Here is a 17,940-nt window from a genome sequence, read left to right on the forward strand (position 1 = left end):
CGGAAAAGCCTGTATGGTTTTGATTTTATTCTGAAAGCTGACAGTAGTGGAGCTGCTCCATTCAAGATGCAGCTCTATCTTTCTTTAGTGTCGTGCTTAAGCGGCGATGAGCATTTTGCGCTCTGCCCGTTCCTGTTGTGGCGAGCGTCCGTATAATTCCCGATAGCATTTGGAGAAATGCGACGCCGAAACAAAGCCACAGGCGACTGCGACCTCGACCACAGGCATGGACGACTGCAACAATAGATGCCGTGCGCGATCGAGTCGAATTTCCAGATAATAACGTGCCGGAGACCGGCCCATCTCCTGTCGGAAAAGACGCTCCACCTGACGCCGCGAAAGACCAATCGTGTGGGCTACATTGATCAATGCCTGCGGCTCTGAAAGATTGGCTTCCATCATCTCGATGATGGTCAATACCTTGGAGTTCTGAATGCCGAGACGGGCCCGCAGCGGTAGGCGCTGGCGGTCCTGTGGGCTGCGGACACGGTCGGTCAGTGCCTGTTCACAGATCTTGTTGACCAGATTGGCGTCGAAATCATCTCCAATCAGCTTCAGCATCATATCGAGAGAGGCGGTTCCGCCCGCGCAGGTGTAAAGGTTGCCATCGACCTCGAACAGATCGGCATAGACCTCGGCCTTGGGAAAGGCTTCCGAGAAACCAGGGAGATTTTCCCAGTGAATGGCACAGCGTTTGCCAGATAGAAGCCCGGCCGCGGCCAGTATATGGGCGCCGGTGCAAAGTCCACCGACTGCCACGCCGCGATTATATTCCTCACGCAGCCATGCAAAGACCGACTTGTTTCTGAATTCTTCCACGTAGACGCCGGAGCAGACGAATACCATCGAGGGGCGCTGCTCGCGCTGCAGGAAACGTCGCTCGTCTTCCAACGATGCATTGACGGCGCATTCCACACCGTTGGATGCGGTCACCGGTTTTCCATCAACCGATGTCAGTCGCCATCTATAGGCGTCATAACCCAGCATCCGATTTGCAATGCGCAATGGCTCAATGGCCGTTGCGAATGCAATCATCGAAAAGTTTGGAACCAGGAAAAAGACAATAGACCGCTTAACCGATGAAGCTTGGATCATGCCCGATCGTTCCCATTTTCGAAAGGCTCTGGCTGCGGTTCCCGACGCAGTTGAAGCCTTGTGTCTCCGTCACGACTCCGGGTCTTTTGGGCCCGGTTTTCTCCGGTCGCTTTCAGACCGGCAACCTTGCTGCGTTGGCCCGGTTTCACAGGGGGAGGGCGATGGCGCAAACAAGATAGTGTTCTATTGAGACACAGAACGGGTAGGTTGCAAAGTGCGGCTAAATGCCTGCCGCGAAAAGGTATTTTAATGTCGGGAAATTGAGGGCGGATCGCATGATCGCCCTCAATTGGCTTTACTGTCCACGCTTGAACTCTGCTGTGTTTTTGGCGATGCCCGGCAGACGATCATCCACGTTTGGCCAGCCGATATCGTGCAGTATGTGTTCAGGTAGCGATTCCAGCACACGACGGCTGCGCTTCACCCGACGTTCGTACGACCAGGCTTCGATCCGTTTTTGCACTTCGGAGTAAAATGCCAGAAACCATGACTGTGCGTTCGCAACGGATGACGTTGATGTAAAGCGCAAGACTGATGCCCGGCCGTTGGGAGCGGATTGGCATTGAACGGTCATTTTCTCTCTCCTCATTCAGGAAGTTCGGTTGATACGCTCGCTGCAGCTCTGCTTGTTCGTGTCCTCAATGTGCATTCTGCTTGACGTTCAATCAAACGAAATATAGAAAGGCTTAAGATCAGAAAATTTGAACAAAGAGCGGAAAAACGGAGTCCGTCATGACAGCGCCCGTTCAACATCCCCTTCCGATGCTCGATATCGATGTGCTGCGCACATTTGTGGCAATTGCCGATACGGGAAGTTTCTCCTCTGCTGCGAACGCGGTGTTCCGCACGCCCTCTGCCGTTTCGATGCAGATCAAGAAGTTAGAGGAGCAGATTGGTGTTGCAGTTTTCGATCGGGACGCACGCTCGGTTACGCTGACCAGCGATGGCGAGATTCTGCTCGGATATGCGCGTCGTCTTCTGGCTCTCAATCGAGAGGCAGTCTCGAAATTTGTTGCGCCCACAGTGACCGGAGTGGTTCGGCTTGGGTCACCGGATGATATCGGCGAATGCGTATTGCCGCTTGTCTTGAAGCGTTTTGCCGAAAGCCATCCGGGCGTAACAGTGGATGTCGTGATCGACCAGAGTAGCAATCTGCGCAAGCGGCTCGATGAGCGGCGGCTCGATGTTACGCTGATCAACATGTCCCATACGATACTAAACAAAGGCGATGTGGAAGTTCTGCTGGATGAGGAACTCGTCTGGGCGGGTGCCAAGTGTGGTACGGCTTATCGTCGGGAGCCTCTGCCTCTTTCGATTTGGGAAGAAGGATGTGCCTGGCGCGGCAATGCGCTTGAGGCGCTTGAGACTAGCGGCCGTCCTTACCGCATTGCCTATATGAGCTCGCATTCGACAGGACAGCGGGCTGCGATCATGGCTGATCTTGCCATTGCACCATTTGGTAAAACGCTATTGAGCGATGGAATTGTCGCTCTGGGGCCGGAACATGGTTTGCCCGCTCTGGGACGTTATCAGCTGGGTATAATTGTGAAGCCGGAAGCCGGGCCGCACATTCAGGTCGTTGCTGACCATCTGCGGAATGTTTTCGAAGGTTATCGCCGTTCCGGCCGGTTTGAGACTTTTCGTTCCAGCTGATGACAGATCACAGTTTATTGGGATGGGAACTAATGCATTCTCTTGCCAGCGAAAAACGCTGCGCTAGATTTCTTTTGTGACAGCCGAGTGAATCGGCTTCACCGCCAGATGCCGGGCAGGGGCTTCGTATGTGGCGGGAGGCATAACTGGTTTGAATAGACTTGGAACTCTATGCCCTACCCCTGAAGGGGGAGGATTGCACATCCCATTGGAGAGACTGTCATGAAGCTGACCCGACTTGTCCCAGTTGCTATCGTTCTCTGCGCATTCACGCTTGCGTCCTGTGCAAATACTGTTCGCGGCGTTGGCCGCGACGTAAAAGGCACAGCTCATGCGGTTCAGGAAACAGTAGAATAAGAGAATAAATGGCCCGGGTTTCCCGGGCCTTTCCTTTATGGGACCAGAAAATAGCTGACGATTATGTGCTTGTCTGGTCGGGTTTTATATTCGATCTCGGTGGTAGAGATACCGTCATGAGGTATTGTGATGTTCGCATTTTGCAACAAAGCAGCAATGCGTTCATTCGGTTCAGCTCCACCGAACCACATAACGAGTACAGGTGATGTCAGAAGAGCTCTGGCATCAGGCGTTTCGGGATGAACCACGCGCAACGACGAATCAAATAGTCTGAAATTGCCCGGTATCTGTGCATTGTCCGTCAGGATCGTCTTGAACGGGCCTTTCGCCTGCACTTCCTCGTAGAAATGACGATAATCGAGCTGACCGTAAGGCGGAGAGCTTGAGCCATAGGTCAGGTAATAGCTTAGCACCGGTGGGACGATAAGAGCTACGACAGCGCTCACGACAGCGAAGTCGATCAAGGCCCGGTTTCCGGTCCTGTAACGAGCAAAAAGGCTCGCCATCAGTGCCGGAGTGAGGAACAGAACGGGCTGCAGCCAGCGATCTTTCACGTTGTTTGCGCCGGTGGCGATAACGCCAACGAGAACAATAACCAGTCCGACTAGGATCAAGAGCCGCAGGAATTTCTCGCCGGTGGTCAGCGGAACGGAGGGGGCGGTTTTCTTCTGCCAGTGAATGAGTGCGATGATACCCGCGATTGCCAGGGCAAGGATCGAGAACAGAAAGGCTGCTTCAATCAAGCTTTCAACGCCCATCAGCCGGTCGAAGAAGACATTGCCGGAAGCGCCGATTTCAAACTTACTCGCGCGCGCCATGACGCTGGATTTGTGTGCGAACATCCAGAGCGCAGTTGGTCCGAAGCAGATGGCGAATGCCAGAATCGTAACGAAACTCAGCTTGGAGAGCAGTATCCGGCGGTATTCGGGAATGAGAAGTCCTGTCATGATCAGCATGATCAGGAAGAATGAGGCATTGAATTTGCCGAGGATAGCTGCAGCCATCGCGATGCCTAATACGGCGGCAGAGACGACACTGCGCCTGCGCATATGCCAGGCAAAGGCCAGGAAGGCCCAGCCACAACCGGCGGTGCCTGCAACTGAATGGGTCAGGGCACGTTGTGATTCCCAGCCGATTTGCGGGATGAGAAACAGACCAAGCATACCGGCTGACGCGACGATTCGCGAAAAACCGAGCAGTCTCATAGCGCCGTAAACGCTTAGGAACAGGCTTGCAAGAATGCTGAATTTCACGATCTGGAGTGTGAGCATCGATGTGCCCAGCACCGATGCAACCAGATTGGTAATCCAGGTATAGAGAGGGGGTTGTGATCCGCCATACCCCCAGTCCAGGTAACCGATATTGGCCAGCTGCTCGGCGTCATCAAGGCCTGCGCCGTTGGAAACAACGGTGACAAGAATGGTTTGGAACGCGAAATAGCACAGCACAAAAATTACAGCCAAAGGCAGGCCGACAAGTTTCTTATCGGCAGTGGAAACAGCGGTGGCTGGTCGTTGTGCAGTCAAATTCATTGCCCTGAATAAAAATCACCTGTGTAGCAGGCTTCATTGGAAGCGCTCTGCATTTCACAGGATTATGTCCGGATTTCAATCGAACAGCTCTAAATGTTTTGTAACAAAGGCGTGTAATTGTGCATTCCCTTGTGATCAAGGGCAACGGGCCAGTTTCAGGCAACTATTTGTAGGCTGAAATGGCAAAAACCGCGCTGCCAGAGGTGCACGGTTTTGCCAATTACGCATGGCATCTCCGCCGAACAATACACTGGCGGGATATACTGAGCTCCGGTACGCAGTACCAGATCCGGAGCGTTGAGCCGGGTGAACCCGTCTCGTGCTCCTTTCTAGCCCAACATCGTTACCGTACGGTTATCAGAGACTTAAGCAAATCTAAACAATGCGATTTTTTTGCGTGGGCAATTGTTTACTTTGCTCCTGATTTGGAGCGCAGGTAATTGATGATGCCTGAGAAGTCTTCCGCGCCATGGCCTTCACCATCAAAAAGACTGTAAAGTTCCTGTGCATGTGCACCGAGCGGTGTTTCAGCGCCAGCGCTTTGCGCGGCTTCCTGCGAGAGCTTGAGGTCTTTCAGCATCAAAGCTGCCGCAAAACCGGGTTTATAGTCGCGGTTTGCAGGTGATGTTGGAACCGGTCCCGGAACCGGACAGTAGGTTGTCAGTGACCAGCATTGCCCCGATGATGTTGACGCCACATCGAAGAGCGCTTGGTGGGACAGGCCCAGTTTCTCAGCCAGAACAAAGGCCTCGCTGACACCGATCATCGATATGCCGAGGATCATGTTGTTGCAGATTTTCGCCGCTTGTCCTGCGCCGTCACCGCCGCAATGCACGATCTTTCCAGCCATTGGCTGCAGGATCGGCTCTCCGCGTGTGAATGCGTCGTCGCTGCCGCCAGCCATGAAAGTCAATGTCCCTGCGGAAGCGCCACCGGTGCCACCGGAAACAGGCGCATCAATGGAAAGATGTCCGTGGCTTGCGGCCAGCTCATGTGCCTTGCGTGCTGAATCTACATCGATTGTCGAGCAGTCGATGAAAAGTGAGTCTTTTCGAGCATTTGGTGCAATGTCCTTATAGACGGAGAGAACGTGCTTTCCGGCGGGCAGCATGGTGATCACCACGTCAACGTCGGCAACCGCATCCTGCGCGCTCGAGGCTATCGAGAGACCATTGGCCTTTGCCTCATCGAGATGTTGCGGCAGGAGGTCGAAGCCGCGAACGGTGTGACCGGCTTTCACGAGGTTGGCGGCCATCGGGCCACCCATATTGCCAAGGCCGATAAATGCTATTGTGGCCATAAAAAATTCCTCCCTTGGCGGTTACTAATTCAGAACTAGCGTCCGATCATCTGGCGTGCGATGATCACACGCATGATCTCGTTCGTACCTTCGAGGATCTGGTGTACGCGCAGATCGCGGACAAGCTTTTCGATCCCGTATTCATGCAGATAGCCGTAGCCGCCGAAGAGCTGCAGCGCTTCGTTCGCCACATTGAAACCCGTGTCAGTGACAAAGCGCTTGGCCATTGCCGACCATTTGCCCGCATCGTGGGTTTTGCGATCAAGCTTGCTGGCAGCGGAGTAAAGAAGAAGGCGTGACGCGGAGAGTTCCGTCTCCATGTCCGCCAGGCGGAATTGCAACGCTTGAAAACGGTCAATTGTCTGACCGAAGGCTTTGCGCTGGCTGCAATATTCCAGTGACTTGTTGAGCGCCGATTGTGCACCGCCGAGCGAACAGGCAGCAATATTGAGCCGACCGCCGTCAAGCCCGGCCATCGCTATGCGAAAACCCGTTCCTTCTTCACCGAGAAGGTTTTCAGCCGGGACGCGACAATTGTCGAAAATGACGGTTCTTGTCGGTTGCGCGTTCCAGCCCATCTTGAATTCATTTGCGCCAAACGAAAGGCCGGGTGCATCTTTTGGCACAACGATGGTGGAAATCCCCTTGGGGCCGTCCTCGCCGGTACGCACCATCGTCACATAGACATCCGTGGCGCCTGCACCGGAAATGAACTGCTTGGAACCATTGAGGATATAATGATCGCCATCGCGTGTAGCGCGTGTTCTGAGCGCCGCCGCATCCGAACCCGATCCGGGCTCGGTCAGGCAGTAGCTGGCAAGCCATTCCATTGACGTGAGCTTTGGCAGAAAGCGCAGGCGCTGTTCGTCATTGCCGAAAGTGTCGATCATCCATGCGGCCATGTTGTGGATGGAGACGAAAGCCGAGAATGAAGGGCATGCAGTTGCCAGTGCTTCAAAAATGAGCACTGCGTCGAGCCGCTTTAGCGCCGAGCCGTCCACATCTTCACGCACATAAATGCCGCCCATGCCGAGCGGTCCGGTCTCTTGCAATACGTCGACGGGGAAATGCTTGTCGCGGTCCCATTGCAATGCATGCGGGGCAACGCGATCACTGGCGAAGGCTCGCGCCATATCCTGAATGGCAAGCTGATCTTCGTTCAGTTCGTACTGGTTCTGGTCGGCAGCATCCATGGTTTCCTCCCTGTAGCACCGCACCTTTTCACCGGACTAGATCATAACCGTGTGAGACTGCCAACGCTCCATTGGAATAATGTTGCTCACATTTGTAATAAACTGATGCGCATTTTTGCATAGACGCTCGCCGATTGAGGTCCCGTTGCCTGAAAGTTCAGTTTAAGCTACGCAGCAGTCCATGGCACGCGCAATCATGTTTCAGGGAACGGGTTCGGACGTCGGCAAAAGTGTTCTTGTTGCCGGATTATGCCGGGTTGCGCGCAATCGCGGCCTGAATGTTCGGCCGTTTAAGCCGCAAAACATGTCCAACAATGCGGCGGTCAGCGACGACGGAGGCGAAATTGGTCGGGCGCAGTGGTTGCAGGCGCTGGCTTGCGGTGTGCCGTCGTCTGTCCATATGAATCCGGTACTCCTCAAACCGCAGACTGACATGGGTAGTCAGGTTGTCGTGCAGGGACAAGTGCGAGGCGAGGCGCGCGGGCGCTATTATCAGGAATTGAAGCCACAACTTATGGCGGCTGTCATGGAATCTTTCGCCAAGGTCAGCGAAGGCGCGGACCTTGTGTTGGTGGAAGGGGCAGGGTCACCAGCTGAAATCAATCTCCGGGCCGGTGATATCGCCAATATGGGGTTTGCCACACAGGCCGATGTCCCGGTTGTTCTGGTCGGTGACATAGACAGAGGTGGCGTGATTGCGTCTCTCGTCGGCACGCACACTATTCTGTCCGAACAGGACCGCGCCATGGTTCGCGGATTTCTGATCAACAAGTTCCGGGGCGATATTTCGCTTTTTGATGACGGGCTGGCTGCCATTACCCGGTTTACCGGCTGGCGCTCTTTCGGCGTGGTTCCGTGGCTGAAAGCAGTATCGCGATTGCCAGCCGAAGATTCGGTCGTTCTTGAGCGTGCGGTACGTGGAGACAAGAAGTCGCTTGTGGTTGCTGTGCCGATGTTGCCGCGCATCGCCAACTTCGATGATCTTGATCCGCTAAAGGCTGAACCGGATGTAGAAGTGGTCATGGTGCCGCCTGGTTCGAGCATTCCCGGCGATGCGGGCCTTGTCGTTCTGCCGGGGACAAAGTCCACGATAGCCGATATGCAGGCGGTTCGGGACAATGGCTGGGATCGCCAATTATCTGCCCACGTGAAACGAGGCGGTCATGTGCTTGGTATCTGCGGCGGGTTCCAGATGCTTGGTCGCCACATCAGCGACCCTGCTGGTATCGAGGGGCATGTACGCGACATTGACGGTCTTGGGCTGCTCGATATCGAAACGGTGATGGAACCTGAAAAAGTGGTCCGCAATGTGCAGGCGACCGCGCTTCTCCATAATGTGCCGCTGGAAGGTTATGAAATCCATATCGGACGAACGACCGGACCGGATATGGGGCGGCCTTTCGCCCGAATTGGCGAGCATGACGATGGAGCCATATCGCCAGACGGGCACATAATGGGAACTTACCTCCACGGTATTTTCAATGCAGACGAATTTCGCCGGAGATTTCTGGAGGATCTTGGTGTGCGTAGCAGTTCAGTAAACTATCGCGCCGGCGTTGAGGCTGCATTGGATGAGCTGGCCGAAGGGCTGGACGCATGTCTCGATATCGATGCACTGTTTAATTTGAAATGAGGTCGTCAATCATCGGTCGCAATTGACGACGATGGGGCGAAAGCCTAGTGTCGAAACCATGCAACAGGTTTTTTGCCGGGACGAATCCCGGCAATACCAAAAAGGGAATGCGACGGACGGACCCAATCCGGGCGTCTTTATCGCAGCCGACCCCGCGACTGTAGAGCGGAGAGGGATGAGGCAAGCCGGGCAACCGGTAACCACTGGAGGCTGTAAAGCTTCTGGGAAGGTAGTTTCAATCCCCGCGACCCGTGAGCCAGGAGACCTGCCTGTTGCGTGAGGGCATTGAGCCCGAACCCCATGGGAGGTTTTTCCCTGCTGCCTGCACGGAGGTTGTCATGGCTGCACGTACTCAAAATTCTGTTTCCAGCACACTCGCAATGCCGCTCGCTGCCCGTCTGGGCACGGCTGTGGTTTCACTGCTTCTCGGTGCGTTCCTGATCTACGGCGTAGGGCTTGCCCATTCTGATACGTTGCACGATTCAGCGCACGATACGCGCCATTCCTATGGTTTTCCCTGCCACTGAGCAGTTTAACATCTTTCGGAATTGAAGCTGAGCAAAGCTCGATGGTGGACGGCTATCGGCGCGAAATTGCTATTGAGGGACAGAAATGTTGATCCGTTATTTGTTGGCGACGCTTGCTGCGGGGCTTCTAGCCGGGCTGCTGGTTACTCCCGCCATGTATTTGAAGACAGTGCCTTTGATCCTGCAGGCCGAAACCTATGAAGATGCTGGCGGTGGCCATAGTCACGGCGAGGCGGAAGCCACACCGCATGATCATGGCGCCGCTGCCGAAAGTGACGAGGAAGAAGGGGCTGAACTACCATTTGGGCGGTTGGGCAATACGATCCTTGCCAATCTCGTAGCAGGTGCAGGTTTTGCCTTGCTGCTTGGTGGCGTGGCCTTGCTTCTCGGACGCCGCATTACGGTGCAGAATGGGATTTATTGGGGCGTCGCGGGTTTTTTTGCAGTCGCGTTTCTGCCCGCATTGGGATTGTCACCGGAATTGCCGGCAATGCCTGCGGCTGCTCTGGCTGAACGCCAGCTCTGGTGGCTTGCTACCGTGGTGCTGAGCGGTTCAGGCCTCTATCTCATCGTGTTGCGCCAGGAAATCTGGGCAAAGGCCCTCGGTCTGGTGCTGATCGTGGTGCCGCATCTTTATGGTGCTCCGCATCCCGAAGACATCTCGTCACCGATTCCATCACTGCTTGCTTCGCAATATGCAGTCGCATCGCTGGCGACGAACCTGTTCATGTGGGCCGTGATCGGCCTCGCACTTGGCTGGTTCATCCAGCACTACGCATCGTCCGAGATTGAGGGCTGATGAAAATGGCTTCGCCGGGAAAATCGGTTCTGGTTCTTGGCGGAGCCCGTTCGGGTAAGTCGTCCTATGCCGAGAAAATGGTTGAATCCTCGGGACTTCAGCCACTCTATCTGGCAACAGGGCGTGCCTTCGACAAGGAAATGGAAAACCGCATTGCCATTCATCGCGACCGACGTGGTTCGGAATGGCAGACGGTGGAGGAGCCACTCGATCTCGTCGGTGCACTGACATTGAATGCCGCTGCGGATCGGTTCGTGCTGGTCGATTGTTTGACCCTGTGGCTGACCAATCTGATGATGGCCGAGCGCGATATAGCGACAGAGACGGCAAGTCTTGTCGCCATGCTGCCGAATCTTGCCGGGCCTGTGGTTTTTGTTTCGAACGAAGTTGGACTTGGGATCGTGCCTGAAAATCGCATGGCACGGGAATTTCGCGATCATGCAGGCTTTCTGCATCAGGCAGTGGCCGCGATTGCGGATGAAGTTTATTTCATGGCGGCAGGGTTGCCGCTCAGGATGAAGGGATAAATCGATGCAGGGACAGAAAATTCCCGCAACAGTCATCACGGGTTTTCTCGGATCGGGCAAAACGACGATGATCCGCAACCTGTTGGAAAACGCCAATGGAAAACGCATTGCGTTGATCATCAATGAGTTCGGCGACCTCGGTGTCGATGGCGGTATTCTGAAAGGTTGCGGTATCGAAGCATGCCGTGAAGAAGATGTGATCGAGCTCAACAATGGTTGCATTTGTTGCACCGTTGCCGATGATTTCATCCCGACCATGACCAAGCTTCTGGACCGCGCTGATCGCCCCGATCATATCGTGATCGAGACGTCCGGTCTGGCATTGCCGCAGCCGTTGGTCGCGGCTTTCAACTGGCCAGAAATCAAGACGCAGGTAACAGTCGACGGTGTAGTAACCGTGATCGACGCCGCAGCGGTGGCCGAGGGGCGTTTTGCCGATGACCACGACAAGGTGGATGCGCAGCGCGCAGCGGACGAATCTCTTGACCATGAAAGCCCCTTGGAGGAACTTTTTGAGGATCAGATTCATGCAGCCGATCTGATTGTTCTCAACAAAGCTGACCTGATCGACGCCTCAAGGCTGGATAGTGTGAAAGCCGATGTGGCCGAGCGTTCGCCTCGCCGCGTGAATATGGTTCCTGCGAGCTTTGGCAAGCTTGGAGCTGACGTTCTGCTCGGCCTCGGCGTCGGCACGGAAGACGACATCGCCAACCGCAAATCCCACCATGAAATCCATCATGCAGATGGACATGAGCACGATCATGACGAGTTCGAGAGCTTCGTGGTCGAAGCGGGCTCCGTGGCCGATCCCAAGCTATTCACGGAAAAGCTGAAAGCGGTCATTGCGAAACACGATATTCTTCGTCTGAAGGGCTTTGTCGATGTGCCGGGCAAGCCGATGCGTCTGGTCGTGCAGGCGGTTGGTCCGCGTATTGAGCATTATTTCGACCGTCCATGGGGCAAGGATGAAGCGCGCTCCACGCGACTGGTCGTGATCGGGCTGCATGATATCGATGAAGCAGCCATCGCCAAGGCCGTGAAAGACGCTGTCTGACCGATGCATCTTCTTCTTGCCCAGAAAGGAACAATCAGCGACGGCAATGAAGCCGTCGATCTCGGCCAAACGCCGGGAGAGATATTGTTCCTTTCCGCCGCCGATACCGAACTGGCCAGTCTGGCGCAGGCGCACAGGCTTACGCCGGATTTGCCAAGTTTGCGGCTGGCCAATTTCCTCAGTCTCACCCATCCCATGTCGGTGGACGCATATGTTGAACGCACGGCCCGATGTGCCAGCCTTATCGTGGTGCGCATCATCGGCGGTGAGACTTATTGGCCTTACGGGCTGGAAGCGCTGCATGCTTGCGCACTCAATCACGGTATCAAGATTGCCGTATTGCCGGGAGACGACAAGCCGGATCATGGGCTGGACCGGTTTTCAACGATCTCTGCGCACGAGCGAAATGAACTCTGGCAGTATCTGATCGAGGGCGGGGCTGTGAATGCCGGCGCATTCCTTCACTACTGCGCTGCGCTGATTGCGGGTTCCGAGAAGCCTGAAAGTGCTGCACCTCTGCTCAAGGCTGGTCTGTGGTGGCCGGGAGAGCATGTCTCCTCGCTGGATAGTATTCGCACGCACTGGAGCGATGCAAAAGCACCTCTCGCTGGCATTATTTTCTATCGGGCGCTGGTGCAAAGCGGACAGACGCAGCCTGTCGATGCACTGATTGCTGCTTTGCAGGCAAAAGGCCTCAATCCGCTTCCGATATTCGTTTCGAGCCTCAAGGATCGATTGTCTGCGGCAGTCGTCGACGGTCTGTTTGAGGATTGTCCGCCGGATATCGTTTTGAATGCCACGGGGTTTGCAATTTCTTCGCCGGGCGCCGAGCGCAAGCCGACTGTCCTCGACAAGCGCGGCAATATGGTGTTGCAGGTGATTTTCTCCGGCACACCGAAGGCAGTTTGGGAAACGTCACAGCAGGGCTTATTGGCGCGCGATCTGGCGATGAATGTCGCTTTGCCCGAAGTGGACGGGCGTGTACTTTCGCGTGCCGTGTCCTTCAAGTCGGCAAAACAGTTTGATTCGGCAGTGGAAGCGAATATCGTGACGCACGAGCCGCATGAAAACCGCGTGGGTTTTGTGGCGCAGCTCGCTGCAAACTGGGCGCGGTTGAAGCGGAAATCGCCCGATGAAAGACGTGTTGCGCTTATCCTTGCGAATTATCCGAACCGCGACGGGCGGCTCGGAAACGGGGTAGGGCTCGATACGCCAGCCGGAACGGTTGAAGTACTGCACGCTATGGCGAAGGGCGGCTATCCCGTCGCTGACCTGCCCGTGGACGGTGATGCATTGATGCGTGCGTTGACGGCAGGCCCGACCAATGCTGCACGTGACGGACGTGAGATTCGCGAAACGATTTCACTGAATCAATACAAGGCTTTCTTCAAAAGACTTCCCATTGCGATTCAGAAAGAAATCGAAGAGCGTTGGGGGGCGCCGGAAGATGACCCTTATTTTGCACAGGAGCTTGTCGCTTTCGCATTGCCGTTGATGCGGCTGGGCGAAACTTTTGTCGGTATCCAGCCCGCACGGGGCTACAATATCGACCCGAAAGAGACTTATCACTCGCCTGATCTGGTGCCGCCGCACGGCTATATTGCCTTCTACGCTTTTCTGCGCGAGGTCGCCGGCATCGATGCCATTGTGCATATGGGCAAACATGGAAATCTGGAATGGCTGCCAGGGAAGGCGCTTGCGCTGTCCGAAAACTGCTACCCCGAGGCCGTGTTCGGTCCTACACCGCATATCTATCCTTTCATCGTGAATGATCCGGGCGAAGGCACGCAGGCCAAGCGTCGCGCCAGCGCGGTTATTATCGACCACCTGACGCCGCCGCTGACGCGCGCTGAAAGTTATGGGCCGCTGAAAGACCTTGAAGCGCTGGTGGACGAATATTACGAGGCCTCCGGTGTCGATCCGCGCCGCCTGCTCAGACTGAAAGGACAGATACTCGATCTCGTGCGCGACATCGGGCTTGATCGCGATGCGGGCATTCACGACCATGACGATGAGGACATGGCGTTGCAAAAGCTCGACGCCTATCTCTGTGATCTCAAGGAAATGCAGATACGCGACGGTCTGCATATTTTCGGGCTGGCGCCTGAAGGCAGGTTGCTAACCGATCTTCTGGTTGCACTGGCGCGTGTGCCGCGTGGCGTGCCGGTTTCGCTCGGTGGTGCGTCGGGCGATCAAAGTCTCCAGCGTGCAATCGCTGCGGATTGCGGGCTTGGCGAAACATACGATCCGCTGGACTGCAATATGGCAGAGGCGTGGACAGGTGCCAAACCGGAACTCCTGCTGGCTGCGAGCCCTGCAACATGGCGCATTACGGGCGATACGGTGGAGCGTATCGAACTGCTGGCAGCCAGCTTTGTTGCAGGCGCGATAGAGTGCCCCGCAGACTGGCCGCAGACGCAGGCGGTTCTCCAATCCATCGAGGGGCATCTGCGCCCCATGGTGGTTTCCTGTGGGCCTTCGGAAATAGATGGATTTCTTGCCGCACTTGGCGGGCGGTTTGTGGCGCCGGGACCATCCGGCGCGCCGACACGCGGCCGTCCCGATGTGCTGCCAACCGGTCGCAATTTCTTCTCTACTGATAGTCGCGCCGTTCCCACTCCGGCAGCATGGGAACTGGGACGCAAATCGGCGGAGCTCCTGATTACCCGTTATACGCAGGATCACGGTGAATGGCCGACATCGTTCGGCCTGACCGCTTGGGGCACGTCGAATATGCGCACCGGCGGTGATGACATTGCGCAGGCTCTGGCGCTGATCGGTGTCAAGCCGGTCTGGGATATGGCGTCACGCCGGGTAACCGGATACGAAATTGTTCCGATTGCAAAGCTTGGCCGTCCACGTGTCGATGTGACATTGCGCATTTCCGGCTTTTTCCGCGACGCGTTTCCAGAACAGATTGCATTGTTCGACAAGGCCGTGCGTGCAGTAGGCGCTCTTGATGAGGATGCCGAAGACAATCCAATCGCAGCACGCATGCGGATTGAGCAAGCGCGCCTCGTTGCAGAAGGGGCAGACGAAAAGACTGCGGAGCGGCGTGCGGGCTATCGTGTCTTCGGGGCCAAACCCGGCGCTTATGGAGCAGGCCTGCAGGCCTTGATCGACGAGAACGGCTGGGCGGGACGCAACGATCTGGCGGAAGCCTGGCTTGTCTGGGGCGGTTACGCCTATGGCGCAGGCGAGGAAGGGCAGGCTGAGCGCGGCCTTCTCGAAGAACAGCTGCGTTCGGTTCGGGCTGTTGTGCAAAATCAGGACAATCGTGAGCACGACCTTCTCGATAGCGACGATTACTACCAGTTCGAAGGTGGGATGGCTGCGACCGTTGAAAGTTTGAGTGGCGCAATGCCCGCAGTTTATCATAACGACCATTCCCGCCCGGAAAAGCCGGTGATCCGTGCGCTGGAAGAAGAACTTTCGCGCGTCGTACGCGGTCGCGCAGCCAACCCCAAATGGATCGCAGGCGTCATGCGCCACGGCTATAAGGGGGCGGCAGAGATTGCGGCAACTGTCGACTATCTGTTCGCCTTCGCGGCGACCACCGGCAAGGTTGGGAACCATCATTTCGAGGCGGTCTATCAGGCTTATATCGCCGACAAGTCGGTGCATGATTTCATGGCCGAGAAAAACCCGGCAGCACTTGCCGAGACGGCAGCGAAACTCAACGATGCTATCTTGCGCGGCTTCTGGGCGCCTCGCTCCAACTCTGCGCGGTTCGAGCTGGAAACATTGAGTTCAAATCTTCAAAAATTGAATCCGGAAAGGGCGGTAAATGGCTGAGAAATCGGAAAAACTTCTTTCGATGACGGAAGAGGAACTGAATGCACGCCATGCGGACAAGATGCGCAAGAAGAAAGCTGCCCGCGACAAGATTCAGGCGACAAAGACTGAAGAAAAAGGGCTGGTGATCGTCCATACCGGTAAAGGCAAGGGCAAGTCGACGGCCGGTTTTGGGATGGTTTTCCGTGCGCTGGGTCACGGAATGAAAATCGGCGTCGTGCAGTTCGTCAAAGGCTCGTGGGACACGGGTGAGCGCTGGGTGCTCGAAAAGTTCCCCGAACAGGTGACTATTTCAGCGCTAGGCGAAGGCTTTACCTGGGAGACTCAGGACCGGACGCGAGATATCGCCATGGCGCGTGGGGCATGGGAACAAGCCAAAGCCATGATATTGGATGAAAGTTACGATATGGTGCTCTGTGATGAGCTGAATATTGTGCTTCGCTACGATTATCTGCCGGTCGAGGAAGTGATCGAGGTTCTCGAAGCCAAGCCGGAGATGAAGCATGTCATCATTACCGGTCGCAATGCCAAGGATGAGCTGATTGAAGCGGCCGACCTCGTGACGGAGATGGAAATGATAAAGCATCCGTTCCGCTCTGGTGTGAAGGCACAGAAGGGTATTGAGTTTTGATGATTGCTAGCTGGCAATTCTGGGCACTGATGTCGGCGGTGTTTGCCGCATTGACCGCCATCTTCGCCAAGGTTGGTATTCAGGGCATCAATTCTGATTTCGCCACGCTCGTGCGCACACTGGTCATCATTGGCGCGTTGTGCCTGTTCCTGACCGTTACCGGCCAATGGCATAAACCCGGCGAGATTTCCGGAAAGTCGTGGCTGTTTCTGGTGCTTTCAGGTCTGGCGACCGGTGCTTCGTGGCTTGCCTATTTCCGGGCCTTGCAGATCGGGGATGCATCGCGCGTCGCGCCGATTGATAAATTGTCGGTTGTGCTGGTGGCACTGTTCGGTGCGGCATTCCTTGGCGAGCGCATGTCCACCCTCAACTGGTTCGGCATTCTGCTTATCGGCTGCGGTGTAGTGCTGGTAGCGCTTCGGATTTAAAAGCCAACCCACTGGCGCAGCGGATTGGTTCCGTCCATCAAAAGGCGAACTGCCAGCGCCAGGCTGACAACGATCAAAAGCGGTTTGATAATGCGTGAGCCGACCTTCATGGCGAGGCTTGCGCCAATCTGTGCGCCGATAAACTGGGCGACGCCCATACAGATACCGATCTTCCAGTTGATGACGCCGACAGCGGCAAAGGTTGCAAAGCCGCCGACATTGGACGCACAGTTGAGAAGCTTCGTGTGTGCGGTGGCTTTCAGCACACCGAAACCGGCCAGCGCCACGAAAGCGAGCATGAAGAACGAGCCGGTCCCGGGACCGAAAAGGCCATCATAAAAACCGATCAGCGGAACGAGTGTTACGCCGAAAAGAAACGGGCCGATACGTCGCGCACGATCAACATCGCCAAGGCTCGGCTTGATGGCAAAGTACAGTGCAATCGCGATGAGGAGGATTGGCAGCGCTGCACGCATGATGTCGACCGGCAGAACCGTTGCGAGCAAAGCGCCGAACACTGACCCGATGAGCGATGCAAGTGCTTCAGGCCACTGTTCCTTGATGTTTACATGCCCTTTGCGCGCATAGGCGATGGTTGCCGATGACGAGCCGAACAAGCCTTGCAGCTTGTTCGTGCCAAGTGCTTCAACGGGTGGAATTCCGGCCAGTAGCAAGGCGGGGATTGTAATCATTCCGCCACCACCGGCGATGGAATCGATGATCCCGGCGATGAATGCCGCAGCCGTCAGGAGCAGGGTAAGCGTATCGAAAAATTCAAGCATCGGGGAAGCCCAAGGGAGAGGTGGGCGCAACATAGAGCAGCTGCTTTCCTAACGCTAGTCGGACAAGGATAATCTCCGAAGAAAGCCAGTGCGTTGAGCGAGATTGTTTTCCGGTGCATCCGGCGCTATTCATTATATTCAGGCTGAAAGTTTTGAGGGGTTCCATGAGCGAGAGCATCTTTGAGCGGATTACCGCTTTTCTCAGCAAGAAGAGCGCCGTGCAGCGCGTGGCCGATGATCCGGCGCTCGCTTCTGAACTGCTTTTGCTGTTGCATGTGGTGTTTGCCGATGGCGACCAGCATCCTGCTGAAATAGCGGCGTTCAAGGAAATTGCCGAAAGGAATTTCGGCATTCCGCCGGAAGAGCTTCCGGAAGTGGCCGAGTATCTTAAGGATTTCGCCTACGAGACGACGACCAAGCAAGCAGCTAACATGCTGGCCGAGATGGCACCGGATCGCCGTTTGGCGCTGCTTAGTGACCTCGTAAAGATTGCCTGTTCCGATCACCGGCTTGACCGTTCCGAGGCAACGATGATCCAGCGCATTGCCGATACACTCGGCGTCAAGCCGGAAGAGCTGCACAAAGCACGCCAGTCGTCTCCCTGTGGGTTCTAGAAACTACAGCACAGTCCTCG

General features: G+C 55.7%; 17 protein-coding genes and 1 riboswitch. Of the genes, 11 read left to right on the top strand and 6 right to left on the bottom strand.

Translation table 11 applies throughout. From position 1 onward, the window contains the following. Window positions 1–96: 96 nt before the first annotated feature. Together AAE521_RS12400 and AAE521_RS12405 are read right to left on the bottom strand one after the other, a co-directional pair. Window positions 97–1,095, bottom strand: a complete 999-nt coding sequence (locus tag AAE521_RS12400; protein WP_012091847.1) for a GlxA family transcriptional regulator — start codon at window positions 1,093–1,095, stop codon at window positions 97–99. 295 nt (window positions 1,096–1,390) lie between these two features. Further along, window positions 1,391–1,669, bottom strand: coding sequence for a DUF1127 domain-containing protein (locus tag AAE521_RS12405; RefSeq protein WP_071630089.1), 279 nt, complete (start codon window positions 1,667–1,669; stop codon window positions 1,391–1,393). Window positions 1,670–1,827: 158 nt separating this feature from the next. Between AAE521_RS12405 and AAE521_RS12410 the strand changes: the two genes are divergently transcribed. Together AAE521_RS12410 and AAE521_RS12415 are read left to right on the top strand one after the other, a co-directional pair. After that, on the top strand, window positions 1,828–2,748 hold the full coding sequence (locus AAE521_RS12410; RefSeq protein ID WP_012091849.1) for a LysR family transcriptional regulator: 921 nt from the start codon (window positions 1,828–1,830) through the stop codon (window positions 2,746–2,748). Window positions 2,749–2,970: 222 nt separating this feature from the next. Beyond that, complete coding sequence (locus AAE521_RS12415) at window positions 2,971–3,105, top strand: entericidin A/B family lipoprotein (RefSeq protein ID WP_012091850.1); 135 nt, start codon at window positions 2,971–2,973, stop codon at window positions 3,103–3,105. A 35-nt stretch (window positions 3,106–3,140) separates the two neighbouring features. Here the strand turns inward: AAE521_RS12415 and AAE521_RS12420 are convergent, their stop codons facing one another. From AAE521_RS12420 to AAE521_RS12430, 3 genes are all read right to left on the bottom strand, one after another. Then, window positions 3,141–4,637: an ArnT family glycosyltransferase gene (locus AAE521_RS12420; protein ID WP_071630090.1), complete on the bottom strand. Its 1,497-nt coding sequence runs from the start codon at window positions 4,635–4,637 to the stop codon at window positions 3,141–3,143. A 409-nt stretch (window positions 4,638–5,046) separates the two neighbouring features. After that, entirely contained in the window at window positions 5,047–5,937 is an 891-nt protein-coding gene (mmsB, locus tag AAE521_RS12425) for a 3-hydroxyisobutyrate dehydrogenase (RefSeq protein WP_010659832.1), read from the bottom strand. A 35-nt stretch (window positions 5,938–5,972) separates the two neighbouring features. After that, a complete protein-coding gene (locus AAE521_RS12430; RefSeq protein WP_342061446.1) occupies window positions 5,973–7,130 on the bottom strand; it encodes an isobutyryl-CoA dehydrogenase in 1,158 nt (385 codons plus the stop codon). 181 nt (window positions 7,131–7,311) lie between these two features. On the opposite strand from AAE521_RS12430, the gene AAE521_RS12435 reads away from it, so the two are divergent. The 8 genes from AAE521_RS12435 (at window position 7,312) to AAE521_RS12470 (ending at window position 16,524) form a co-directional block, all read left to right on the top strand. After that, entirely contained in the window at window positions 7,312–8,763 is a 1,452-nt protein-coding gene (locus AAE521_RS12435; RefSeq protein WP_071630091.1) for a cobyric acid synthase, read from the top strand. A 48-nt stretch (window positions 8,764–8,811) separates the two neighbouring features. After that, window positions 8,812–9,050, top strand: a riboswitch (cobalamin riboswitch). Between the two features lie 51 nt (window positions 9,051–9,101). Next, window positions 9,102–9,290, top strand: coding sequence for a CbtB domain-containing protein (locus AAE521_RS12440; RefSeq protein WP_006467114.1), 189 nt, complete (start codon window positions 9,102–9,104; stop codon window positions 9,288–9,290). Between the two features lie 85 nt (window positions 9,291–9,375). After that, on the top strand, window positions 9,376–10,089 hold the full coding sequence (locus AAE521_RS12445) for a CbtA family protein (protein ID WP_342061447.1): 714 nt from the start codon (window positions 9,376–9,378) through the stop codon (window positions 10,087–10,089). A gap of 5 nt (window positions 10,090–10,094) precedes the next feature. Next, window positions 10,095–10,616 carry a bifunctional adenosylcobinamide kinase/adenosylcobinamide-phosphate guanylyltransferase gene (gene cobU / locus AAE521_RS12450; protein WP_071630216.1) on the top strand — a complete coding sequence of 174 codons (522 nt, stop codon included), beginning with the start codon at window positions 10,095–10,097 and terminating at the stop codon, window positions 10,614–10,616. 4 nt (window positions 10,617–10,620) lie between these two features. Beyond that, complete coding sequence (cobW, locus tag AAE521_RS12455) at window positions 10,621–11,670, top strand: cobalamin biosynthesis protein CobW (RefSeq protein WP_010659837.1); 1,050 nt, start codon at window positions 10,621–10,623, stop codon at window positions 11,668–11,670. A 3-nt stretch (window positions 11,671–11,673) separates the two neighbouring features. Continuing rightward, the gene (gene cobN, locus AAE521_RS12460) at window positions 11,674–15,465 is read left to right on the top strand and encodes a cobaltochelatase subunit CobN (RefSeq protein WP_342061448.1); all 3,792 of its coding nucleotides are present in this window, start codon (window positions 11,674–11,676) and stop codon (window positions 15,463–15,465) included. Then, the gene (cobO, locus tag AAE521_RS12465; RefSeq protein ID WP_010659839.1) at window positions 15,458–16,096 is read left to right on the top strand and encodes a cob(I)yrinic acid a,c-diamide adenosyltransferase; all 639 of its coding nucleotides are present in this window, start codon (window positions 15,458–15,460) and stop codon (window positions 16,094–16,096) included. Before cobN ends, cobO begins: the two co-directional genes overlap by 8 nt. After that, complete coding sequence (locus AAE521_RS12470; RefSeq protein ID WP_071630094.1) at window positions 16,096–16,524, top strand: EamA family transporter; 429 nt, start codon at window positions 16,096–16,098, stop codon at window positions 16,522–16,524. The genes cobO and AAE521_RS12470 overlap by 1 nt, the downstream gene beginning before the upstream one ends. On the opposite strand, the gene AAE521_RS12475 is transcribed toward AAE521_RS12470, so the two are convergent. Continuing rightward, window positions 16,521–17,306 carry a TSUP family transporter gene (locus tag AAE521_RS12475; protein ID WP_071630217.1) on the bottom strand — a complete coding sequence of 262 codons (786 nt, stop codon included), beginning with the start codon at window positions 17,304–17,306 and terminating at the stop codon, window positions 16,521–16,523. The genes AAE521_RS12470 and AAE521_RS12475 overlap by 4 nt on opposite strands. A gap of 164 nt (window positions 17,307–17,470) precedes the next feature. On the opposite strand from AAE521_RS12475, the gene AAE521_RS12480 reads away from it, so the two are divergent. Further along, complete coding sequence (locus tag AAE521_RS12480) at window positions 17,471–17,920, top strand: tellurite resistance TerB family protein (RefSeq protein WP_010659842.1); 450 nt, start codon at window positions 17,471–17,473, stop codon at window positions 17,918–17,920. Window positions 17,921–17,940: the final 20 nt, after the last annotated feature.

Source organism: Brucella cytisi, assembly GCF_038433355.1.
Lineage (GTDB): Bacteria > Pseudomonadota > Alphaproteobacteria > Rhizobiales > Rhizobiaceae > Brucella > Brucella cytisi.